Annotated in this window: 11 protein-coding genes; 8 read left to right on the plus strand and 3 right to left on the minus strand. The window is 72.7% G+C overall.

Annotation, left to right across the window (positions count from 1 at the left end):
- Positions 1-14: 14 nt before the first annotated feature.
- Positions 15-1,787, plus strand: a complete 1,773-nt coding sequence (locus OG389_RS34040) for an IucA/IucC family protein (RefSeq protein WP_328304306.1) — start codon at positions 15-17, stop codon at positions 1,785-1,787.
- A gap of 124 nt (positions 1,788-1,911) precedes the next feature.
- Entirely contained in the window at positions 1,912-2,718 is an 807-nt protein-coding gene (locus tag OG389_RS34045; protein ID WP_328302827.1) for a winged helix-turn-helix domain-containing protein, read from the plus strand.
- A gap of 28 nt (positions 2,719-2,746) precedes the next feature.
- On the opposite strand, the gene OG389_RS34050 is transcribed toward OG389_RS34045, so the two are convergent.
- On the minus strand, positions 2,747-3,604 hold the full coding sequence (locus OG389_RS34050; RefSeq protein WP_328302829.1) for a GntR family transcriptional regulator: 858 nt from the start codon (positions 3,602-3,604) through the stop codon (positions 2,747-2,749).
- Between the two features lie 246 nt (positions 3,605-3,850).
- Between OG389_RS34050 and OG389_RS34055 the strand changes: the two genes are divergently transcribed.
- Both OG389_RS34055 and OG389_RS34060 read left to right on the plus strand, forming a co-directional pair.
- Complete coding sequence (locus OG389_RS34055) at positions 3,851-5,449, plus strand: beta-N-acetylhexosaminidase (protein ID WP_328302831.1); 1,599 nt, start codon at positions 3,851-3,853, stop codon at positions 5,447-5,449.
- Positions 5,419-6,873 carry a cellulose binding domain-containing protein gene (locus tag OG389_RS34060; RefSeq protein WP_328302833.1) on the plus strand — a complete coding sequence of 485 codons (1,455 nt, stop codon included), beginning with the start codon at positions 5,419-5,421 and terminating at the stop codon, positions 6,871-6,873. The genes OG389_RS34055 and OG389_RS34060 overlap by 31 nt, the downstream gene beginning before the upstream one ends.
- Before the next feature lie 52 nt (positions 6,874-6,925).
- Here the strand turns inward: OG389_RS34060 and OG389_RS34065 are convergent, their stop codons facing one another.
- Positions 6,926-8,482: a S8 family peptidase gene (locus tag OG389_RS34065; protein ID WP_328302835.1), complete on the minus strand. Its 1,557-nt coding sequence runs from the start codon at positions 8,480-8,482 to the stop codon at positions 6,926-6,928.
- A gap of 471 nt (positions 8,483-8,953) precedes the next feature.
- On the opposite strand from OG389_RS34065, the gene OG389_RS34070 reads away from it, so the two are divergent.
- The 3 genes from OG389_RS34070 (at position 8,954) to OG389_RS34080 (ending at position 12,974) form a co-directional block, all read left to right on the plus strand.
- Entirely contained in the window at positions 8,954-9,922 is a 969-nt protein-coding gene (locus tag OG389_RS34070; RefSeq protein WP_443059386.1) for a SigB/SigF/SigG family RNA polymerase sigma factor, read from the plus strand.
- A gap of 182 nt (positions 9,923-10,104) precedes the next feature.
- Positions 10,105-11,169, plus strand: a complete 1,065-nt coding sequence (locus OG389_RS34075; RefSeq protein WP_328302837.1) for a quaternary amine ABC transporter ATP-binding protein — start codon at positions 10,105-10,107, stop codon at positions 11,167-11,169.
- The gene (locus OG389_RS34080; protein WP_328302839.1) at positions 11,169-12,974 is read left to right on the plus strand and encodes an ABC transporter permease/substrate binding protein; all 1,806 of its coding nucleotides are present in this window, start codon (positions 11,169-11,171) and stop codon (positions 12,972-12,974) included. Before OG389_RS34075 ends, OG389_RS34080 begins: the two co-directional genes overlap by 1 nt.
- 96 nt (positions 12,975-13,070) lie before the next feature.
- Here the strand turns inward: OG389_RS34080 and OG389_RS34085 are convergent, their stop codons facing one another.
- On the minus strand, positions 13,071-14,408 hold the full coding sequence (locus OG389_RS34085) for an MMPL family transporter (protein WP_328302841.1): 1,338 nt from the start codon (positions 14,406-14,408) through the stop codon (positions 13,071-13,073).
- Between OG389_RS34085 and OG389_RS34090 the strand changes: the two genes are divergently transcribed.
- Positions 14,335-14,967, plus strand: coding sequence for a LuxR C-terminal-related transcriptional regulator (locus OG389_RS34090; protein WP_443059387.1), 633 nt, complete (start codon positions 14,335-14,337; stop codon positions 14,965-14,967). The two genes, OG389_RS34085 and OG389_RS34090, sit on opposite strands and share 74 nt — an antisense overlap.
- Positions 14,968-15,052 lie beyond the last annotated feature (85 nt).

The raw sequence follows: 15,052 nt of genomic DNA on the forward strand, positions 1-15,052 counted from the left end.
TCCGGATGGACCGAATGGAATCCGTGGACCTCAACACCACCGACAACACCGCTGACCACGCCGTCGACAACGCGGTCGACAGCGCCGCCACCGCCGACGCCTGTGCGGCCGCCCCGCTGCTGAACTGCCTGCTCAGGGAGGCGGCCGAGCCCGCTGAAGCCGCCGGGTCCGCGAGGTCGACCGGGTCGGCCGCGGCCGGTGGGTCCGTCCGGTCCGCCGGGGAGGGCTGGTGCGTCCACCGGATGCTCGGCAGCGGGCGGCTGCTGCGGGTACGCGGGGGGCGGCGGCCCGAGTGGCCCGAGCTGCGGACGGCGGCCGGCTGGCACCCGCTCAGCCACACCGAGCTGGTCAAGCTCGTCTCCGACGAACTGCGCCAGTACACCGGGGTGTCCAACGACGAGCTCCCGGTCGAGATCGCCGACAGCCGCGAGACCGTTGCCGCACTGCTGACCGCCCGCGCGGCGGCAGAACCTCCGGCGGACCCGTACGTGGCCTCCGAACAGGCCCTGGTCATGGGGCACCCCCACCACCCGGCCCCCAAGGCCCGGGGCGGCGCACCGGCCGGCGCCTGGCTCCCGTACGCCCCCGAGGCGTACGCCCGTTTCCCGCTGGTCTTCCTGGGGCTGCGCGAGGACCAGGTGGTGGAGGAGGGCGGACCGGCGGCGGCCGCGGCGATCGACTCGCTCGCGCAGGCGCTGGACGGGCCGCGCCCGCCGGCCGGTTACCGCTTGCTGCCCGCCCACCCCTGGCAGCTCGACCTGGTCGCCGCCCGGCCCGCCGTACGCGAGGCCTTCGCGGACGGGCGGCTGGTACGGCTGGGCAGCGGGCGGGTGCCGGTCTGGCCGACGGCCGCGATCCGGACCCTGTACGTGCCCGGGGGCGGGTGGGGGGCCGGTCCGGACGGGGCGGGTGCGGCGGGTGTGGCTGGTGTCGGTGGTGGCGCGGGTGTCGGCGCGGGCGCCGGCACCGGGGCCGCCGGTCCCGCGGGTGGGTGGGCTTACGGCGGGGACCTGTTCGTGAAGTTCAGCCTCGACGTGCGGATCACCAACGACGTGCGCCGGTTGTGGCGGCACGACCTGCTGAAGCTGCGCCGCACGGACGCCGCGGTCGAGGCGGGCTTCGCCGAGCTGCGCCGGAGCGGATCGCGCGCGGCCTGGCTGTCCGACCGGGGCTACCGTACGGCCGCCTTCGCCTTCGAGGAGCTCGCGGTACTGGTCCGCGACGGCCTGGGGGCGCACGTGGAGCCCGGTGTCACCCCCCTGCTGGCGGCCGCGCTGGCGGAGGGGTACCCGGGCAGCCCGCTCGAGGCGACGGCCGACCCGGTCGGGTGGTGGCGGGCGTACCTGCGCCAGGTGGTGCCGCCGGTCCTGCACCTGTTCGCGCGGCACGGCGTCGTCCTGGAGGCCCACCTCCAGAACACCCTCGTCGCCGTCGACGCCGCGGGCGTGCCCGCGCAGGCCCTCTTCCGGGACGCGGAGGGAGTGAAGCTCCTGCCGGACCCGGACCGGGAGGCCGCCTGGCAGCGGCTCGTCTACTGCCTGGTGGTCAACCACCTGACCGAGGTGGCGGGCGCGCTCGCGGAGAGCCACCCGGAGGCGGCAGGGTCCCTGTGGCCGGCGGCCCGCGCGGAGTTCCGGCGTTTCGACGCCGCCCACGGCCTTCCCGAGATCGCCGCCCTGCTGGCCGCCCCGACGCTCCCGGCCAAGACCAACCTGTTGCTGCGCTGGACCCGCGCCGACGGGGCGGACGCCCGCTACCTGCCGCTTCCCAACCCGCTGCGGGTCTGAGGAGAGGTGTGGTTCCGGCCAAACCGGTCCGGATATCGGAACCCCTCTCACTGAAAGGTATAGACCAATGCTACGTTGGTCGAGCAGACCGCGCAGTCCTTGACCTCCCGTCAGAGGAGAAGCCATGCCCTCCCCTTCGCGGGGCGGCGGCCCGGCCGCCATGCCCAAGTACCAGCGGATCGCCGCAGCGTTGCGGCGCGAGATCGACCTCACCGCACTCACCCCCGGCGCCCGGCTGCCCTCCGAGCGCAGCCTCGCCGCCCGCTACCAGGTCAACCGGCAGACCATCCGCGCCGCCCTCCAGCACCTGCGGGAAGACGGCCTGGTCGTCACCGGCAAGCGTGGTACCCGGACGGCCCTCCCGGCACCGGCTCTGACGCCGGAACCGACCCTGACGCCGGAACAGGCTCCGCGGCACCCGGCGGCTCCGCCGACCGCGCCCGCCCCGGCCCCCGGGCACGCCCCGGGCCCCACGCAGACCTGGCTCACGCTGGTCACCCTGGCTCCCGCGCTCGCCGACCAGCTCGGCATGCGTGGCGGGGAGCAGACCCTGGTCCACCACCACCGCGAAACCGGCCCGACGGGCCAGGCCCGGCGGCACGCGGTGACGTACCTCTGTGCCCGCACCGTCGCCGGGGCCCCCGTGCTGGCCCGCTACCGGGACCGTCTGACGGAGGGCGTCCGGGACGAGGACCTGGGTCCCCTGCACCACTGGCTGGAGCAGGCCGAGCGGGCCGGCCGGGTCGCCGAGACCATCACCATGACCCGGACCACCGTCCCCCGGGCCGCCCCGGCCGGCGGCCTGTCCGTACGCCGCACCCTGCACGACGCCACCGGCAGGCTGCTCGCGGTCACCGACCTCGCCTTCCCCAGCTGGGACCGGCTGACCTTCGACCGGTCGCACGCCGCCATCGGCTTCCGGGTGACGTAGGTCCCGCGGCGGGCGGGCCCGCCGCTCCTCACGTGCTCGTGTGGACGTCCCCGGTGGTGGTGGAGGTGATGACCGCCCGGCGGCCCAGGTCGCCCGGCGGGATCCCCGGGTGGTGGCCGCCCGGCCGGCCAGCCCCCGGGGACGCGTCCAGGGACGCTCCGAGGGCGAGGCGCGAGACGATGCGGTAGCGGTCGCCCCGGTAGACGGAGTGCACGTACTCCACGGGGCGACCGGTGGAGTCGGTGGTGAGCCGCTCGATGAGCAGGGCGGGGGAGAGCAGCGGGACGTCCAGCAGGCCCGCCTCCGCCTCGTTGACCACCGTCGGCTCGATGGACTGCTGCGCCTCGTGCACGTACACGCCGTGGTGGTCGCGCAGGTGCTCGTAGAGGTCCCCGGCCTCCAGTTCCTCCGGGGTCAGCGCCGGTACCAGATCGGCCGGGATGTGCAGGTGCTCGATCGCCATCGGGGCGCCGTCCACCAGCCGCAGCCGGGCGATGTAGAGGAGCTGTGCGCCGGGGGAGATCCGCAGCCGGCGGCCGATACGGGCACCCGCCTGGACGGTGGAGTGCTCCAGGATCCGGCCCGACCAGTGTCCGCCGGCCCGGCGCATCGCGAACGCGGCCTCGTCGCCGGCCAGTTCCTGGGTGATCTTGGCAGGGGCCACGAACATCCCGCGCCCGTGCTCGCGCACGAGCAGGCCCGTGGCCACGAGCTCGTCCACCGCCGCGCGCAGGGTGGGGCGGGAGACCTCCAAGGTGGCGCACAGGGTGCGTTCGGAGGGGATCGCGTCGCCCGGCCGGCGGATGTCGACGAGGCCCAGCAGGTACTCGCGGACCCGCTCGCGCTTGAGTACCGAACCTGATGAGTCGGACGCGTCCTTCGTCATGGCCCGCTCCCACTTCCCCTGATCGTCTGTCCAACTGGTCATGTGCATCTAACCACTCGGCCGGGGGAGGGTGCGAGCCATCCGCCGTTTTTCTTGCCTGTGCTCGGGGTTGACGGCGCACGCGGGTCGTGTCACCTTCTAGCCACTCGGCTAACCAATTGGTCAGTTGGTCAACTCACGGGTTGCTCAAGTGAGTTGTTCAAGCGAGTTGTCCCGCTCCGCGATCAGGTGAGGAAACACGACGCCGTGCCCGACGCCGACCTCCGTCCCGACCTCGCGCTCGTCCCGCGCCCCGACTTCCTGATCCCCCTGCCCGGCCGCTTCACCCTCGATCGCCGCACCGGACTGCGCGCCGGCCCCGGAGCCGAAGGGGCGGCCGCGCTCCTGCGCGAACTGCTCACCCCGGCCACCGGATTGCCGCTGGCCCCGGACCCCGCCGGGCGGATCTCCTTCCTCCTGGACCCGGGCCCGGGCGCACCCGGCGATTGGCCCCTCGGCGCCGAGGGGTACGCCCTCACCGTCCGCCCCGACCGCGTGCTGCTGCGCGCCGCCCACCCCGAGGGGCTGCTCCGCGGGGTCCAGACCCTGCGCCAGCTGCTGCCGCCCGAGGCGCTGGCCACCGGGGGCGCGCAGGCCCGTACGCCCACCCCCGACTGGTCGCTGCCCTGCGTACAGATCACCGACCGGCCGCGGTTCGCCTGGCGCGGAGCCATGCTGGACGTGGCCCGCCACTTCCAGCCCGTGGCCTACGTACGCCGCTTCGTGGACCTGCTCGCCCTGCACAAGCTCAACGTCCTGCACCTCCACCTCACCGACGACCAGGGCTGGCGGATGCCGGTCGCCGCCTACCCCCGGCTCACCGAGATCGGCGGCCGGCGAAGGGAGAGCGCCGGTGACGGGGTCCCGCACGAAGGGGCCTACACCCGTGCGGAGCTGACCGGACTCGTCGCCTACGCGGCCCGGCGAGGGGTGAGCGTGGTACCCGAGATCGAGATGCCCGGCCACGCCCGCGCCGCCCTGGCCGCCTACCCCGAACTCGGCAACCGCCCCGGTGTCCGGCTGGAACCGTGGACCCGCTGGGGGATCTGCGAGAACGTCTTCGGGGTCCACGACGCCGTCCTCGACTTCTGCCGGGGAGTGCTCGACGAGGTCGCCGACGTGTTCCCCGGGCCGTACGTCCACCTCGGCGGCGACGAATGCCCCGGAGCGGAATGGGAACGTTCGCCGGCCGCCCGCGCGCGGATCGCCGCCGAGGGGCTGGCCGGACCGGGCGCGCTGCACGGGTGGTTCATGGACGCCGTCGCCACACACCTGGCCGGGCTCGGCCGCCGCCCGCTCGGCTGGACCCGGACCGGCACCGAACTGCCCGCCCCCTTCACGGCCATGGCCTGGCTCGACGCGGAGCACGGGCGGGCCGCCGCGCTGCGCGGCCACGACGTGATCATGGCCCCGTACCGCTCCACCTACCTCGACTACCCGCAGTCCGCCGATCCCGGCGAACCCCGGGGCCAGGACGGCGTGCTCGACCTGCGTGGTGTCTACGACAACGAACCCGCCCCCGCGCACTGGGAGCCCGAGGCCGCGCGCCGTGTCCTCGGCACCCAGGCGCAGCTGTGGACCGAGTACGCGCGCACCCCGGCCGAACTCGACTACCTGGCCTTCCCGAGGCTGTGCGCCCTGGCCGAAACCGCCTGGTCGGCGCAGCGCGACTGGCCCGACTTCCACCGCAGGCAAGGCCACCACCAGACCCGGCTCGCCGCCTTCGGCGTGCGCGGCCGATCCCTTCCCTCCCCCCACCCCGAGAGGAACGCAGCATGCGAACCCACAAGCGCCGTACGGCCGTAGCCCTGGCCATCGCCCTGACCGCCGGTCTCGGCTCGGCCGCGCTGACCGCCCTGCCCGCGACCGCGGCGGCCGACTCCGTCAAGGTCCAGTACCGCACCAGCGCCACCGGGGCCACCGCGGACCAGGCGGAGCCCTGGTTCAAGGTGGTCAACACCGGCTCCGGCGCCGTCTCCCTGAACCAGGTCACGTTCCGCTACTACTTCAAGGCCGACGGCCCGGACACCCAGTACCGGTACGCCTGTTCGTGGGCGGTGAGGGGCTGCGCCAACATCACCGGCACCTTCGGCACCCCGGCGACTCCCACGGCCACCGCCGACCGGTACCTGGAGATCACCTTCACCGGCGGCGCGGGCACCCTCGCCCCCGGCGCCGACACCGGCGACATGCAGCTGCGCTTCTACCGCGCCGACTGGCAGACGCTGCGCCAGTCCGACGACTACTCCTTCGACGGATCCCGCACGGCGTACGGGGACTGGGACAAGGTGACCGCCCAGCTGGGCTCCACCACCGTCTGGGGCACCGCGCCCGGCGGGAACGTCCCCGACCCGACTCCGACGCCCACCCCGACGGGCCCGACGCCCACGCCCACCCCGACCCCGACCGACCCGGGACCGGCCGGGGCCAGCCTCTTCGACGACTTCACGTACACCTCCTCCTCGGACCCGGCGATAGCGACCCACGGCTGGAGCGTGCGTTCGAACTCCGGCGGTCCCGGGGTCCCGGGCGCGTCCTGGTCCCCTTCGAACGTGACCTTCGCGGCCGAGGGCGGCAGCACCGTCATGAACATGGAGACCTCCACGGCCGGCTCCGGCGAGAGCACCAAGCAGACCGAAGTCCTCACCAAGACAAGCAAGTTCAAGAACGGCACGTACGCGGCGCGGGTGAAGTTCTCCGACGCCCCTAAGTACGGCCCGGACGGCGACCACCTCGTGCAGACCTTCTTCACCATCAACGACCTCAAGGCCCCGATGGCCGACGACTACGCCGAGTACGACTTCGAGTACCTCCCCAACGGCGGCTGGGGTGAGCCCTCCAACATCCTCTACACCACCTCCTGGGAGACCTACCGTCCCGACCCGTGGGAGGCGGTCAACCAGCACACCGAGTCCCGGATCAGCTACGCGGGCTGGCACGACCTGGTGCTCACCATCGACAACAACGCCATCACCTACTACATCGACGGCCAGGTCTTCGGCACGCACGACGCCAGGTACCTGCCCGAGCGGCCCATGTCGATCAACTTCAACCAGTGGCTGATCGACCTGAACGGTCAGCCGGGCACGTCGCCCCGCGCCTACGACCAGAAGGTGGACTACGTCCTGCACGTCAAGGACCAGGTCCTGACCCCGGCCCAGGTCGCGGCCAAGGTCGGCGCCTACCGCACGGCGGGCACGGCCTTCGTGGACGAGGTCCCGAACGGCTGACGCGACGGCGCGCCCCGGGGTCCGCTGCCCCGGCGCGCGCCACCCGCCAGCCCTAGAACCGCAGCGCCCACCCGTCGAGGTAACCGGTGTTCCCTGCGAAGGCGTCGAACACGCGCAGTTTCCACACCCCGACCGCCGTCTCCGAGGAGGCGTTCACCGAGTACAGCCCGACGAAGTCGCCCTCGCCCCACCCGGTGTACTCGTCCTTGACCGGATACACGGTCCCGTCGGGTGCGATCAGGTCGACCCGCAGGGTCCCGGAGTCCGGGTGCTTGATGTACAGCTCCACGTCCAATTGGGCGGGCGCACGCCCCGGTACCCCGCTGACCGTGATCCGGGACTCGACCGTCTGCAGATCCCCGACCGGGAGGTTGGTCCCGTTCGGGAAGCGCTTGCCGAGCACCCGGTTCGGCACGTTGCCCACGTAGAGGGAGCGGTCGGGCGAGCCCCGTCCGGCGTTCAGCACCGCCCCGGTGGTGGCCGCGGCCGTCAGGGCGTTCGCCACCTGGGCCGGGGTGGCGGTGGGCCGGCCGGCGAGGTAGAGCGCCGCCACGCCCGCCACGTGCGGGGTGGCCATCGAGGTACCGGACATGACGGTGCTCCACTCGTCACCCCAGGAGACCGCTGAGGTGATCGAGTCGCCGGGGGCGAACAGGTCCACCAGCGGACCGAAGTTGGAGTACGAGGAGCGTGCGTCGTGGTCGCTCACCGCTCCGACCGTCAGCGCCTGGGAGACTCGGGCAGGTGAGTGCCCGGAGGCGTCCATGTTCTGGTTTCCGGCGGCCACCGCGTAGGTGATGCCGGTAGCGATGGATCCCCGGACGGCCGCGTCCAGCACCTCGTCCGGATCCCCGCCCAGGCTCATGTTCGCGACGGCCGGCTTCACCGCGTGCCGGGTGACCCAGTCGATCCCGGCGACCACCTGCTCGGTCGTGCCCTCCCCGTTCCAGTCGAGGACCCGGACGGCCACCACCTTCGCCCGCTTGGCCACCCCGAAGGTGGTGCCCACGAGCGTCCCGGCCACGTGCGTGCCGTGCCCGTGCATGTCATCGGCCTCGGTGTCGCCGTCGATCGCGTCGTAGCCGTAGGAGGCCCGCCCGCCGAAGTCCTGGTGGCTGATGTTGATTCCGGTGTCGATGACGTAGGCGGTCACGCCCTTCCCGGCCGCGGCCGGGTAGGTGAAGGATTCGTTCACCGGCGACCTGCGCTGGTCGATCCGGTCCACGCCCCACGAGGGCGGGTTCGGCTGGGTGGCGTCGAAGCGCAGCTTCCGGTTCTGCGCGACGTGGGCGACGGCCGGATCGGCGGCGAGCCGGCGCGCCTGGCGCTCCGTCATCCGGACGGCGAAGCCGTTGACGGCCGAGTCGTACGTCCTGCTGACCGTGGCGCCGAACCGTTCGACCACGGCCCGGCCCCGGTCCGTACGGGAACCCGCGCGGGCCGGGTCCAACAGGACCAGGTAGCTGCCGTCGACGGCGGTGGGCGCCCCGGCGTACAGGACCACCCCTTCCGGCGGCGTCGCGGCCGAGGCTCCGGAGTCCACCCCGAGCGCGAGCGCCGAGGCGAGTGCGAGTGCGGCTCCGTACCGCCGCCGTAAATGTGATCGCATGATCATGAGAATCGATCCCCCCTGGGTCGTCCGCCAAGACTGCGACGTCCCGAACCACCGCACAAGGGTGCCGCTTCCCTTTCATCGAGCCGCGGCTCCACCTCGTCCGCGCCGTCCTCGTCGGCCTCGGCTTCCTCACCTCCGCCGTGCTCGGCGCCCGCATCGGCAACACCGACGGCCGCTTCCGTCGGGCCGTCACCCGGTTCGACCCGAAGCCCCCGGGCGACACCGTAGGTGGCGATCGTGCCGGGCACGGTGTACGGGCCCGGGGCAGGGGAAATTGACCGGACGGCCACGGGTTCCGGCCGAACGGCTGATGTGCGGGTGAAACGGGACCCGGTCGCAAACACGGCCGGGGCCCAGCCGGTTGGATCAAGAACAAGGGACTGGCGGAAGGGGATGCGGAACCCGCTAGGGTGTACGCCCATCAAGGTCACGCGCCGCAAGCCGACCAGCCCAAGGAGCGACCCCATGCCGATGCCCGCCCCGTTCTCCCATACCGCCGGCCCCACTGTGGCCGGGCCCCGCCCCGCCGCCGCGGTCCCCCTGCCCCGGATCGAGGAACCCCGTGAGGTGGCCCCGGCGGACGCCCGCGAGCTGTCCAGAGTGTTCTTCCGCAGACTGCGCGAGCTCGCGGAAGGCACCCCCGAACACCGTTACGTACGTCACACGCTCGTCGAGATGAACACCTCGCTCGTGCAATTCGCGGTCCGCCCCTTCCGCAGCCGCGGGGACGGCGGCGACCTCGAAGACCTCGTCCAGGTCGGCACCATCGGCCTGATCAAGGCCATCGACCGGTTCGACCCGGCCCGCGAGGTCGAGTTCTCCTCCCTCGCCATGCCGTACATCACAGGCGAGATAAAGCGGCACTTCCGGGACACCACCTGGGCGGTCCGGGTCCCGCGCCGGCTCCAGGAGCTGCGCATCGACCTCGCCAAGGCGAAGGAGGAGCTGACGGCCCTCGTCGGCCGCCCGCCGACGGTCGCGGACCTCGCCGCACACCTCTCCCTGACGGAGGAGGAGGTCATCGACGGCCTCGTCGCCGCCAACGGCCACACCAGCGGATCCCTCGACGCCCCGCAGTCCGACCACGGAGACGGCCGGACCGAGGGCCACTGCCTCGCCGAGACGATGGGGGCCGAAGAGCCCGCGCTGGAGCACGTCGAGGACATCCAGACCCTCGCGCCGCTGCTGGAACAGCTCACCGACCGCGAGCGGCGCATGCTGTCGATGCGCTTCGGCGAGGAGCTCACCCAGGCCCAGATCGGCGCCGTCCTCGGCCTCTCGCAGATGCAAGTCTCGCGCCTCCTGACCCGGGTACTCGCGCATCTGAGGGCCTCGATGCTCGCCGACCCCGAGCACCCCGAAGCCCCGGCCCCGCCACAAGCGGAACCCCGAGTGGAGGGCGCAGCCGAGGGCGCGGGTGCCGACGTACCGTAGGTGACATGGCTCACTTCACCGTTTGCAAGGGTTAAGACAGGGCACTAGCGCTGCTGGAGCGGACCCGTCCGCCGGCCGATAGCGGCCGGAGCGCGGGTGACGGGCGGACCCCGTCGCGCTCCACGGCCCGCCGGCCGCACGCACGCCGGTGGGCCGTTCCCGGTACAACCCGTGAGGTGTATGTGTCCACGCTCATAGCCGAGCATGTGTACAAGGTGTTCGGCAGAAGGCCTGATGACGTCGCGAAGGCGGTCCGTGCGCTCGAAAGCGGCGGGACCGACCGCGACGCATTGCGCGCCGAGGGAACGACCGCGGCGGTGATCGACGCCTCGTTCCGCGTCGAGCCCGGCCAGATCTTCGTCGTCATGGGTCTGTCGGGATCCGGCAAGTCCACGTTGCTGCGCATGCTCAACGGACTGCTGGAGCCCACCGCGGGACGCATCCTCTTCGACGGCGAGGACCTCACCGCACTCTCCGCGGCCGAGCTGCGCCGCGTGCGCTCCACCAAGATCAGCATGGTCTTCCAGCACTTCGCGCTGTTCCCGCACCGCGACGTCCTGGAGAACGCCGGCTACGGCCTGGAGGTCCAGGGTGTCCCCCGGGCCGAGCGCGAACGGCGGGCCGCCGAAGCGCTGGCCCTCTGCGGGCTCGGCGGCTGGGAGAAGTCCTGGCCCGACGAGCTCTCCGGCGGCATGCAGCAGCGCGTCGGCCTCGCCCGCGCGCTGGCCACCGACGCCGACCTGCTGCTGATGGACGAGTCGTTCAGCGCGCTCGACCCGCTCATCCGCCGCGACATGCAGGACCAGCTGCTCGAACTCCAGCAACGGCTCGGAAAGACCATCGTGTTCATCACCCACGACCTCAACGAGGCCATGCGGCTCGGCGATTCCATCGCCGTCATGCGCGACGGCCGCATCGTCCAGCAGGGCACCGCCGAGGACATCCTCACCCGCCCCGCCGACGACTACGTCGCCTCCTTCATCCAGGACGTCGACCGCTCGCGCGTGCTCACCGCCGACGCCGTCATGACCGATCCCCCCGCGGACCGGGCCGACTGCGGCTGCCCGACCGTCGCCGCCGACACCCCGCTCGCCGACCTGTGCGCCGTCAGCGCCCGGGTCCCGCACCCGGTCGCCGTCACCGGCGCGGACGGGGCCGTCGTCGGTTCCGTCCCGCAGGACCGCCTCGTCGCCTTCATCGGCGACGAGCGGCGCGCACCGCTGCACTGCGCGGAGGTGGCCGCCTGATGCCCCGCCTCCACCTCGGATCCTGGGTCGACAGCGGTGTCGACTTCCTCCAGAGCCACCTGTCCTGGCTGTTCGACGCCATCAGCGCCCTCGTCACCGGGCTCTACGAGGGCATCGAAGCCGTCCTCTCCGCGCCTGCCCCGCTGCTGCTCGCCGGCATCCTCGCCGTCGCCGCGTGGTGGCTGCGCGGTCTGCTCGCCGCGCTGCTCGCCCTCGCGGGCTTCGCGCTCGTCGACTCCGTCGGGCTGTGGCCCGACGCCATGTCCACGCTCGCGCTGGTCGTGGTCGCCACCCTGGTCACGCTGCTCTTCGCGATCCCGCTGGGCATCTGGGCCTCGCGCTCGGACCGCGTGAGCGCCACCCTGAAGCCCGTACTGGACTTCATGCAGACCATGCCGGCCATGGTCTACCTCATCCCCGGCATCATCTTCTTCGGGGTGGGCGTGGTGCCCGGCATCATCGCCACCATCATCTTCTCGCTGGCCCCCGGCGTACGGATGACCGAGCTCGGCATCCGGCAGGTCGACGCCGAACTCGTCGAAGCCGCCGACGCGTTCGGCACCACCCCGCGCGACACCCTCGTAAGGGTCCAGCTCCCGCTGGCGCTGCCCACCATCATGGCGGGCATCAACCAGGTCATCATGCTCGGCCTGTCCATGGTGGTCATCGCCGGCATGGTCGGCGGCGGCGGCCTCGGCGGCGCCGTCTACCGGGCCATCGGCAGCGTGGACATCGGCCTCGGCTTCGAGGCGGGCATCTCCATCGTCATCCTCGCCATGTACCTGGACCGGATGACCGGGGCGCTCGGCCGCCAGGTCTCCCCGCTCGGCCGGCGCGCCCTGGCCAAGGCCCGCGCCGCGGCCACCGGCACCGCCAAGGTGTGGAGCCACCGTCCGCAGCCCGTCCTCGCCGTGGCCTCGGCCGTGGTGCTGTCCCTGGTCGCGGGCGGCCTCGGAGTCTTCGGTGGATCCGGCAAGTCGCAGGTCAACGCGGTGGGCGGAGCCGGAGTCGAGAACATAGGCAAGGGCCGCAAGGTCAGCATCGGCTACATCCCGTGGGACGAGGGCATCGCCTCCACGTTCCTGTGGAAGGAGCTCCTGGAGCGCCGCGGGTACCAGGTCGAGGCCAAGCAGCTGGAACTGGGCGCGCTCTTCACCGGGCTCGCCGGCGGCCAGGTCGACTTCCAGACCGATGCCTGGCTGCCCGTCACGCAGTCCGAGTACTGGAAGAAGTACGGGAACAAGCTCGACGACCTCGGCTCCTGGTACGGGCCCACCTCCATCGAGCTCGCGGTCCCGTCGTACATGAAGGACGTGAAGACCCTCGCCGACCTCAAGGGCAAGGCAGGGGAGTTCGAGGGCCGGATCATCGGCATCGAGCCCAGCGCGGGCGCGATGGGCATCCTCAAGGACAAGGTGCTGCCGCAGTACGGGCTCGACGGCGAGTACAAGGTCGTCGACGGCTCCACCCCGGGCATGCTCGCCGAGCTGAAGCGCGCCTACGCGAAGAAGGAACCCGTCGCGGTCGTGCTCTGGTCGCCGCACTGGGCGTACGCCTCCTACGACCTGACGAAGCTGGCGGATCCCCAGGGCACGTGGGGCAAGGGCGACGGCATCCACAACATCGCCCGCAAGGGCTTCGCCGCCGACGAACCGAAGATCGCCCAGTGGCTGAGCTCGTTCAAACTGACCGAGGCCCAGCTGACCGGCCTGGAGGCCCGGATCCAGGAGGGCGGCAAGGGCAACGAACAGCAGGCCGTCCGCGGCTGGCTGGCCGAGCACCCCGAGGTCGCCAAGCTGGCTTGAGCCTGAGCCTGAGCGTGCGGGGGCCGGTGCGCGAAGCCCGTTCCAGGGAACTTCGCACACCGGCCCCCGCACGTCCGGGCCGGCGGTGCCGGCGGCTCAGCCGGCCACGACCCGCTCGGTCTCCCGGTGGCTGCCGGCCCCCGGCACGAGATGCCCGGCCCCCGGGCGCTGCCGGACCGGCCACCACAGGGACCGGCCCAGCAGCGCGGCCAGGGCCGGCACCAGCACGACCGACAGCACGAACGCGGAGAGCAGGATGCCGAGGCCCGTGGCGAAGCCGATCTGCTGTGTCGCGGAGCCCTGACTCGCGGCCAGGCTCCCGAAGGAGAGCGCCAGCACCAGACCGGCGGTCGCGATGGCGGGCGCCGTGTGGCGCACCGCCCGGGCCACGGCCGCCCGGGCCGGACCGGGCCGGTCCATCTCCTCCCTGATCCGGTCCGTGATCAGGATGTTGTAGTCGGTGCCCAGCGCGACCACGAACAGGAACAGCACCAGCGGCAGCGAGAAGTCCACGCCCGGCCGGCCCGCCGCGTGCTGGAACACCAGAGTCGAGGAACCCAGCGTGGCCGCGAAGCCCAGCCCCACCGCCAGCATCAGGACCACCGGCGCGAGCAGGCTCCGCAGCAGCAGGAACAGGATCAGCGCGATCAGCGCCGCCGCCACCGGGAAGACCACCTTCAGGTCCTTGTCCACGGCGGACGCGATGTCGGAGAAGACCGCCGCGGTACCGCCGACATGTGCCTCGGTACCGTCCGGCCGGTGCGCGGCCACCGTGTCCCGGACCGGCCCGGAGACCAGGTCACGGGCCTCCTGCCCGTGCGGATCGGCGGTCGGGAACAGGTCGATGCGGGCCGCCCGGCGGTCCTGGCTGAGCACCGTCGGCGCCACCTGGCCCACGCCGCCGACCGAAGCCAGCGCACGGGAGAGCCCACCGAGCCGCACTGCCGTCAGCGCGCCCCCGTCGGAGGCGGTCACGAACACGCTGGTCGGATCCGAGACCCCGGCGGGCAGCGCGCGGGCGATCTCGGCCGCCGTCACCGCAGAAGCCGTACGCTCCCCGCCCGGGCCGCTCTGCCCGTAGTCCACCCGCATCCCGGCCGTCCCCGCCGCCAGCGCCCCCAACAGGGCCACCGCGGCGAGCACCAGGGCCAGCGGCCGCCGTGCCACCAGGCTCCCCGTCCGCGCGGCCACGCCCTCGCGGGGCACCCGGGCCAGCGCCCTCGAGGGCCAGAACATCTTGCGGCCGGCGACCGCGAGGACGGCCGGCATCAGGGTCAGGCTGCCGAGCAGCATCACCAGTACGGACACGGCGATGGCCGGGCCGAGCACCCGGAACTGGCCGAAGCTGGCCACCGCGAGGGTGGAGAACGCGGCGACGATGGTCAGCGCCGCGCAGGTGATCGCCGTGGGCAGGGGGTACAGCGGGGTCGTCATGGACATCCGGATGCCGGTCCTGGACGGGGTTGAGGCCACCGGGGAACTGTCCAGGCTGCTGCCGGAGTCCCGGGTCCTGGCCCTGAGCACCTTCGACATGGACGAGTACGTGGTCGCCGCCCTGCGGGCCGGAGCCTGCGGGTTCCTGCCGAAGGACGTCTCCCCGGAGGAGCTGACCGCCGCGATCCGTACCGTCCACACCGGTGAGGCCGCGGTGGCGCCGCGCCTGCTGACCCGCCTGATCTCCACGTACGTACGGGCCGTGCGGCCCGCCGGACGGACGGCCGCGGTCCCGGCCGAACTCACACCGCGGGAGCGGGAGATCTGGCAGCTGCTGGCCACCGGGCTCGACAACGCCGAGATCGCGGCAGACCTGGACATCAGCGTCTCCACGGTCAAGAACCACATCACCGGCATCTTCGGCAAGCTGGGCGTCCGCGACCGGGCCCAGGCGGTCATCGCGGCGTACGAATCGGGTGTGGTGGCCGTCGCCGACGGGTCGCACCGAGCGCCAAGTCCGCGGGCAGGGGCGGGCGGAGTCCGGGGCGCACACTTCTGACCTGCCGGGACACTGGAGGATTCACCCGTGCGCGAAGGGGCACGTCCATGGCACAGTGCGAGCAGCCCGACCGCACGACCAGGGA

The sequence above is a fragment of the Streptomyces sp. NBC_00435 genome (genome assembly GCF_036014235.1).
In the GTDB taxonomy this organism is placed as follows: Bacteria; Actinomycetota; Actinomycetes; order Streptomycetales; family Streptomycetaceae; genus Streptomyces.

Excerpts from the sequence above, each read along its gene's own strand:
- OG389_RS34060 (WP_328302833.1), top strand. The coding sequence starts at position 5,419 with ATGCGAACCCACAAGCGCCGTACGGCCGTAGCCCTGGCCATCGCCCTG.
- OG389_RS34080 (WP_328302839.1), top strand. The coding sequence starts at position 11,169 with ATGCCCCGCCTCCACCTCGGATCCTGGGTCGACAGCGGTGTCGACTTC.
- OG389_RS34050 (WP_328302829.1), bottom strand. The coding sequence starts at position 3,604 with ATGACGAAGGACGCGTCCGACTCATCAGGTTCGGTACTCAAGCGCGAG.
- OG389_RS34040 (WP_328304306.1), top strand. The coding sequence starts at position 15 with ATGGAATCCGTGGACCTCAACACCACCGACAACACCGCTGACCACGCC.
- OG389_RS34070 (WP_443059386.1), top strand. The coding sequence starts at position 8,954 with ATGCCGATGCCCGCCCCGTTCTCCCATACCGCCGGCCCCACTGTGGCC.
- OG389_RS34045 (WP_328302827.1), top strand. The coding sequence starts at position 1,912 with ATGCCCTCCCCTTCGCGGGGCGGCGGCCCGGCCGCCATGCCCAAGTAC.
- OG389_RS34085 (WP_328302841.1), bottom strand. The coding sequence starts at position 14,408 with ATGACGACCCCGCTGTACCCCCTGCCCACGGCGATCACCTGCGCGGCG.
- OG389_RS34065 (WP_328302835.1), bottom strand. The coding sequence starts at position 8,482 with ATGCGATCACATTTACGGCGGCGGTACGGAGCCGCACTCGCACTCGCC.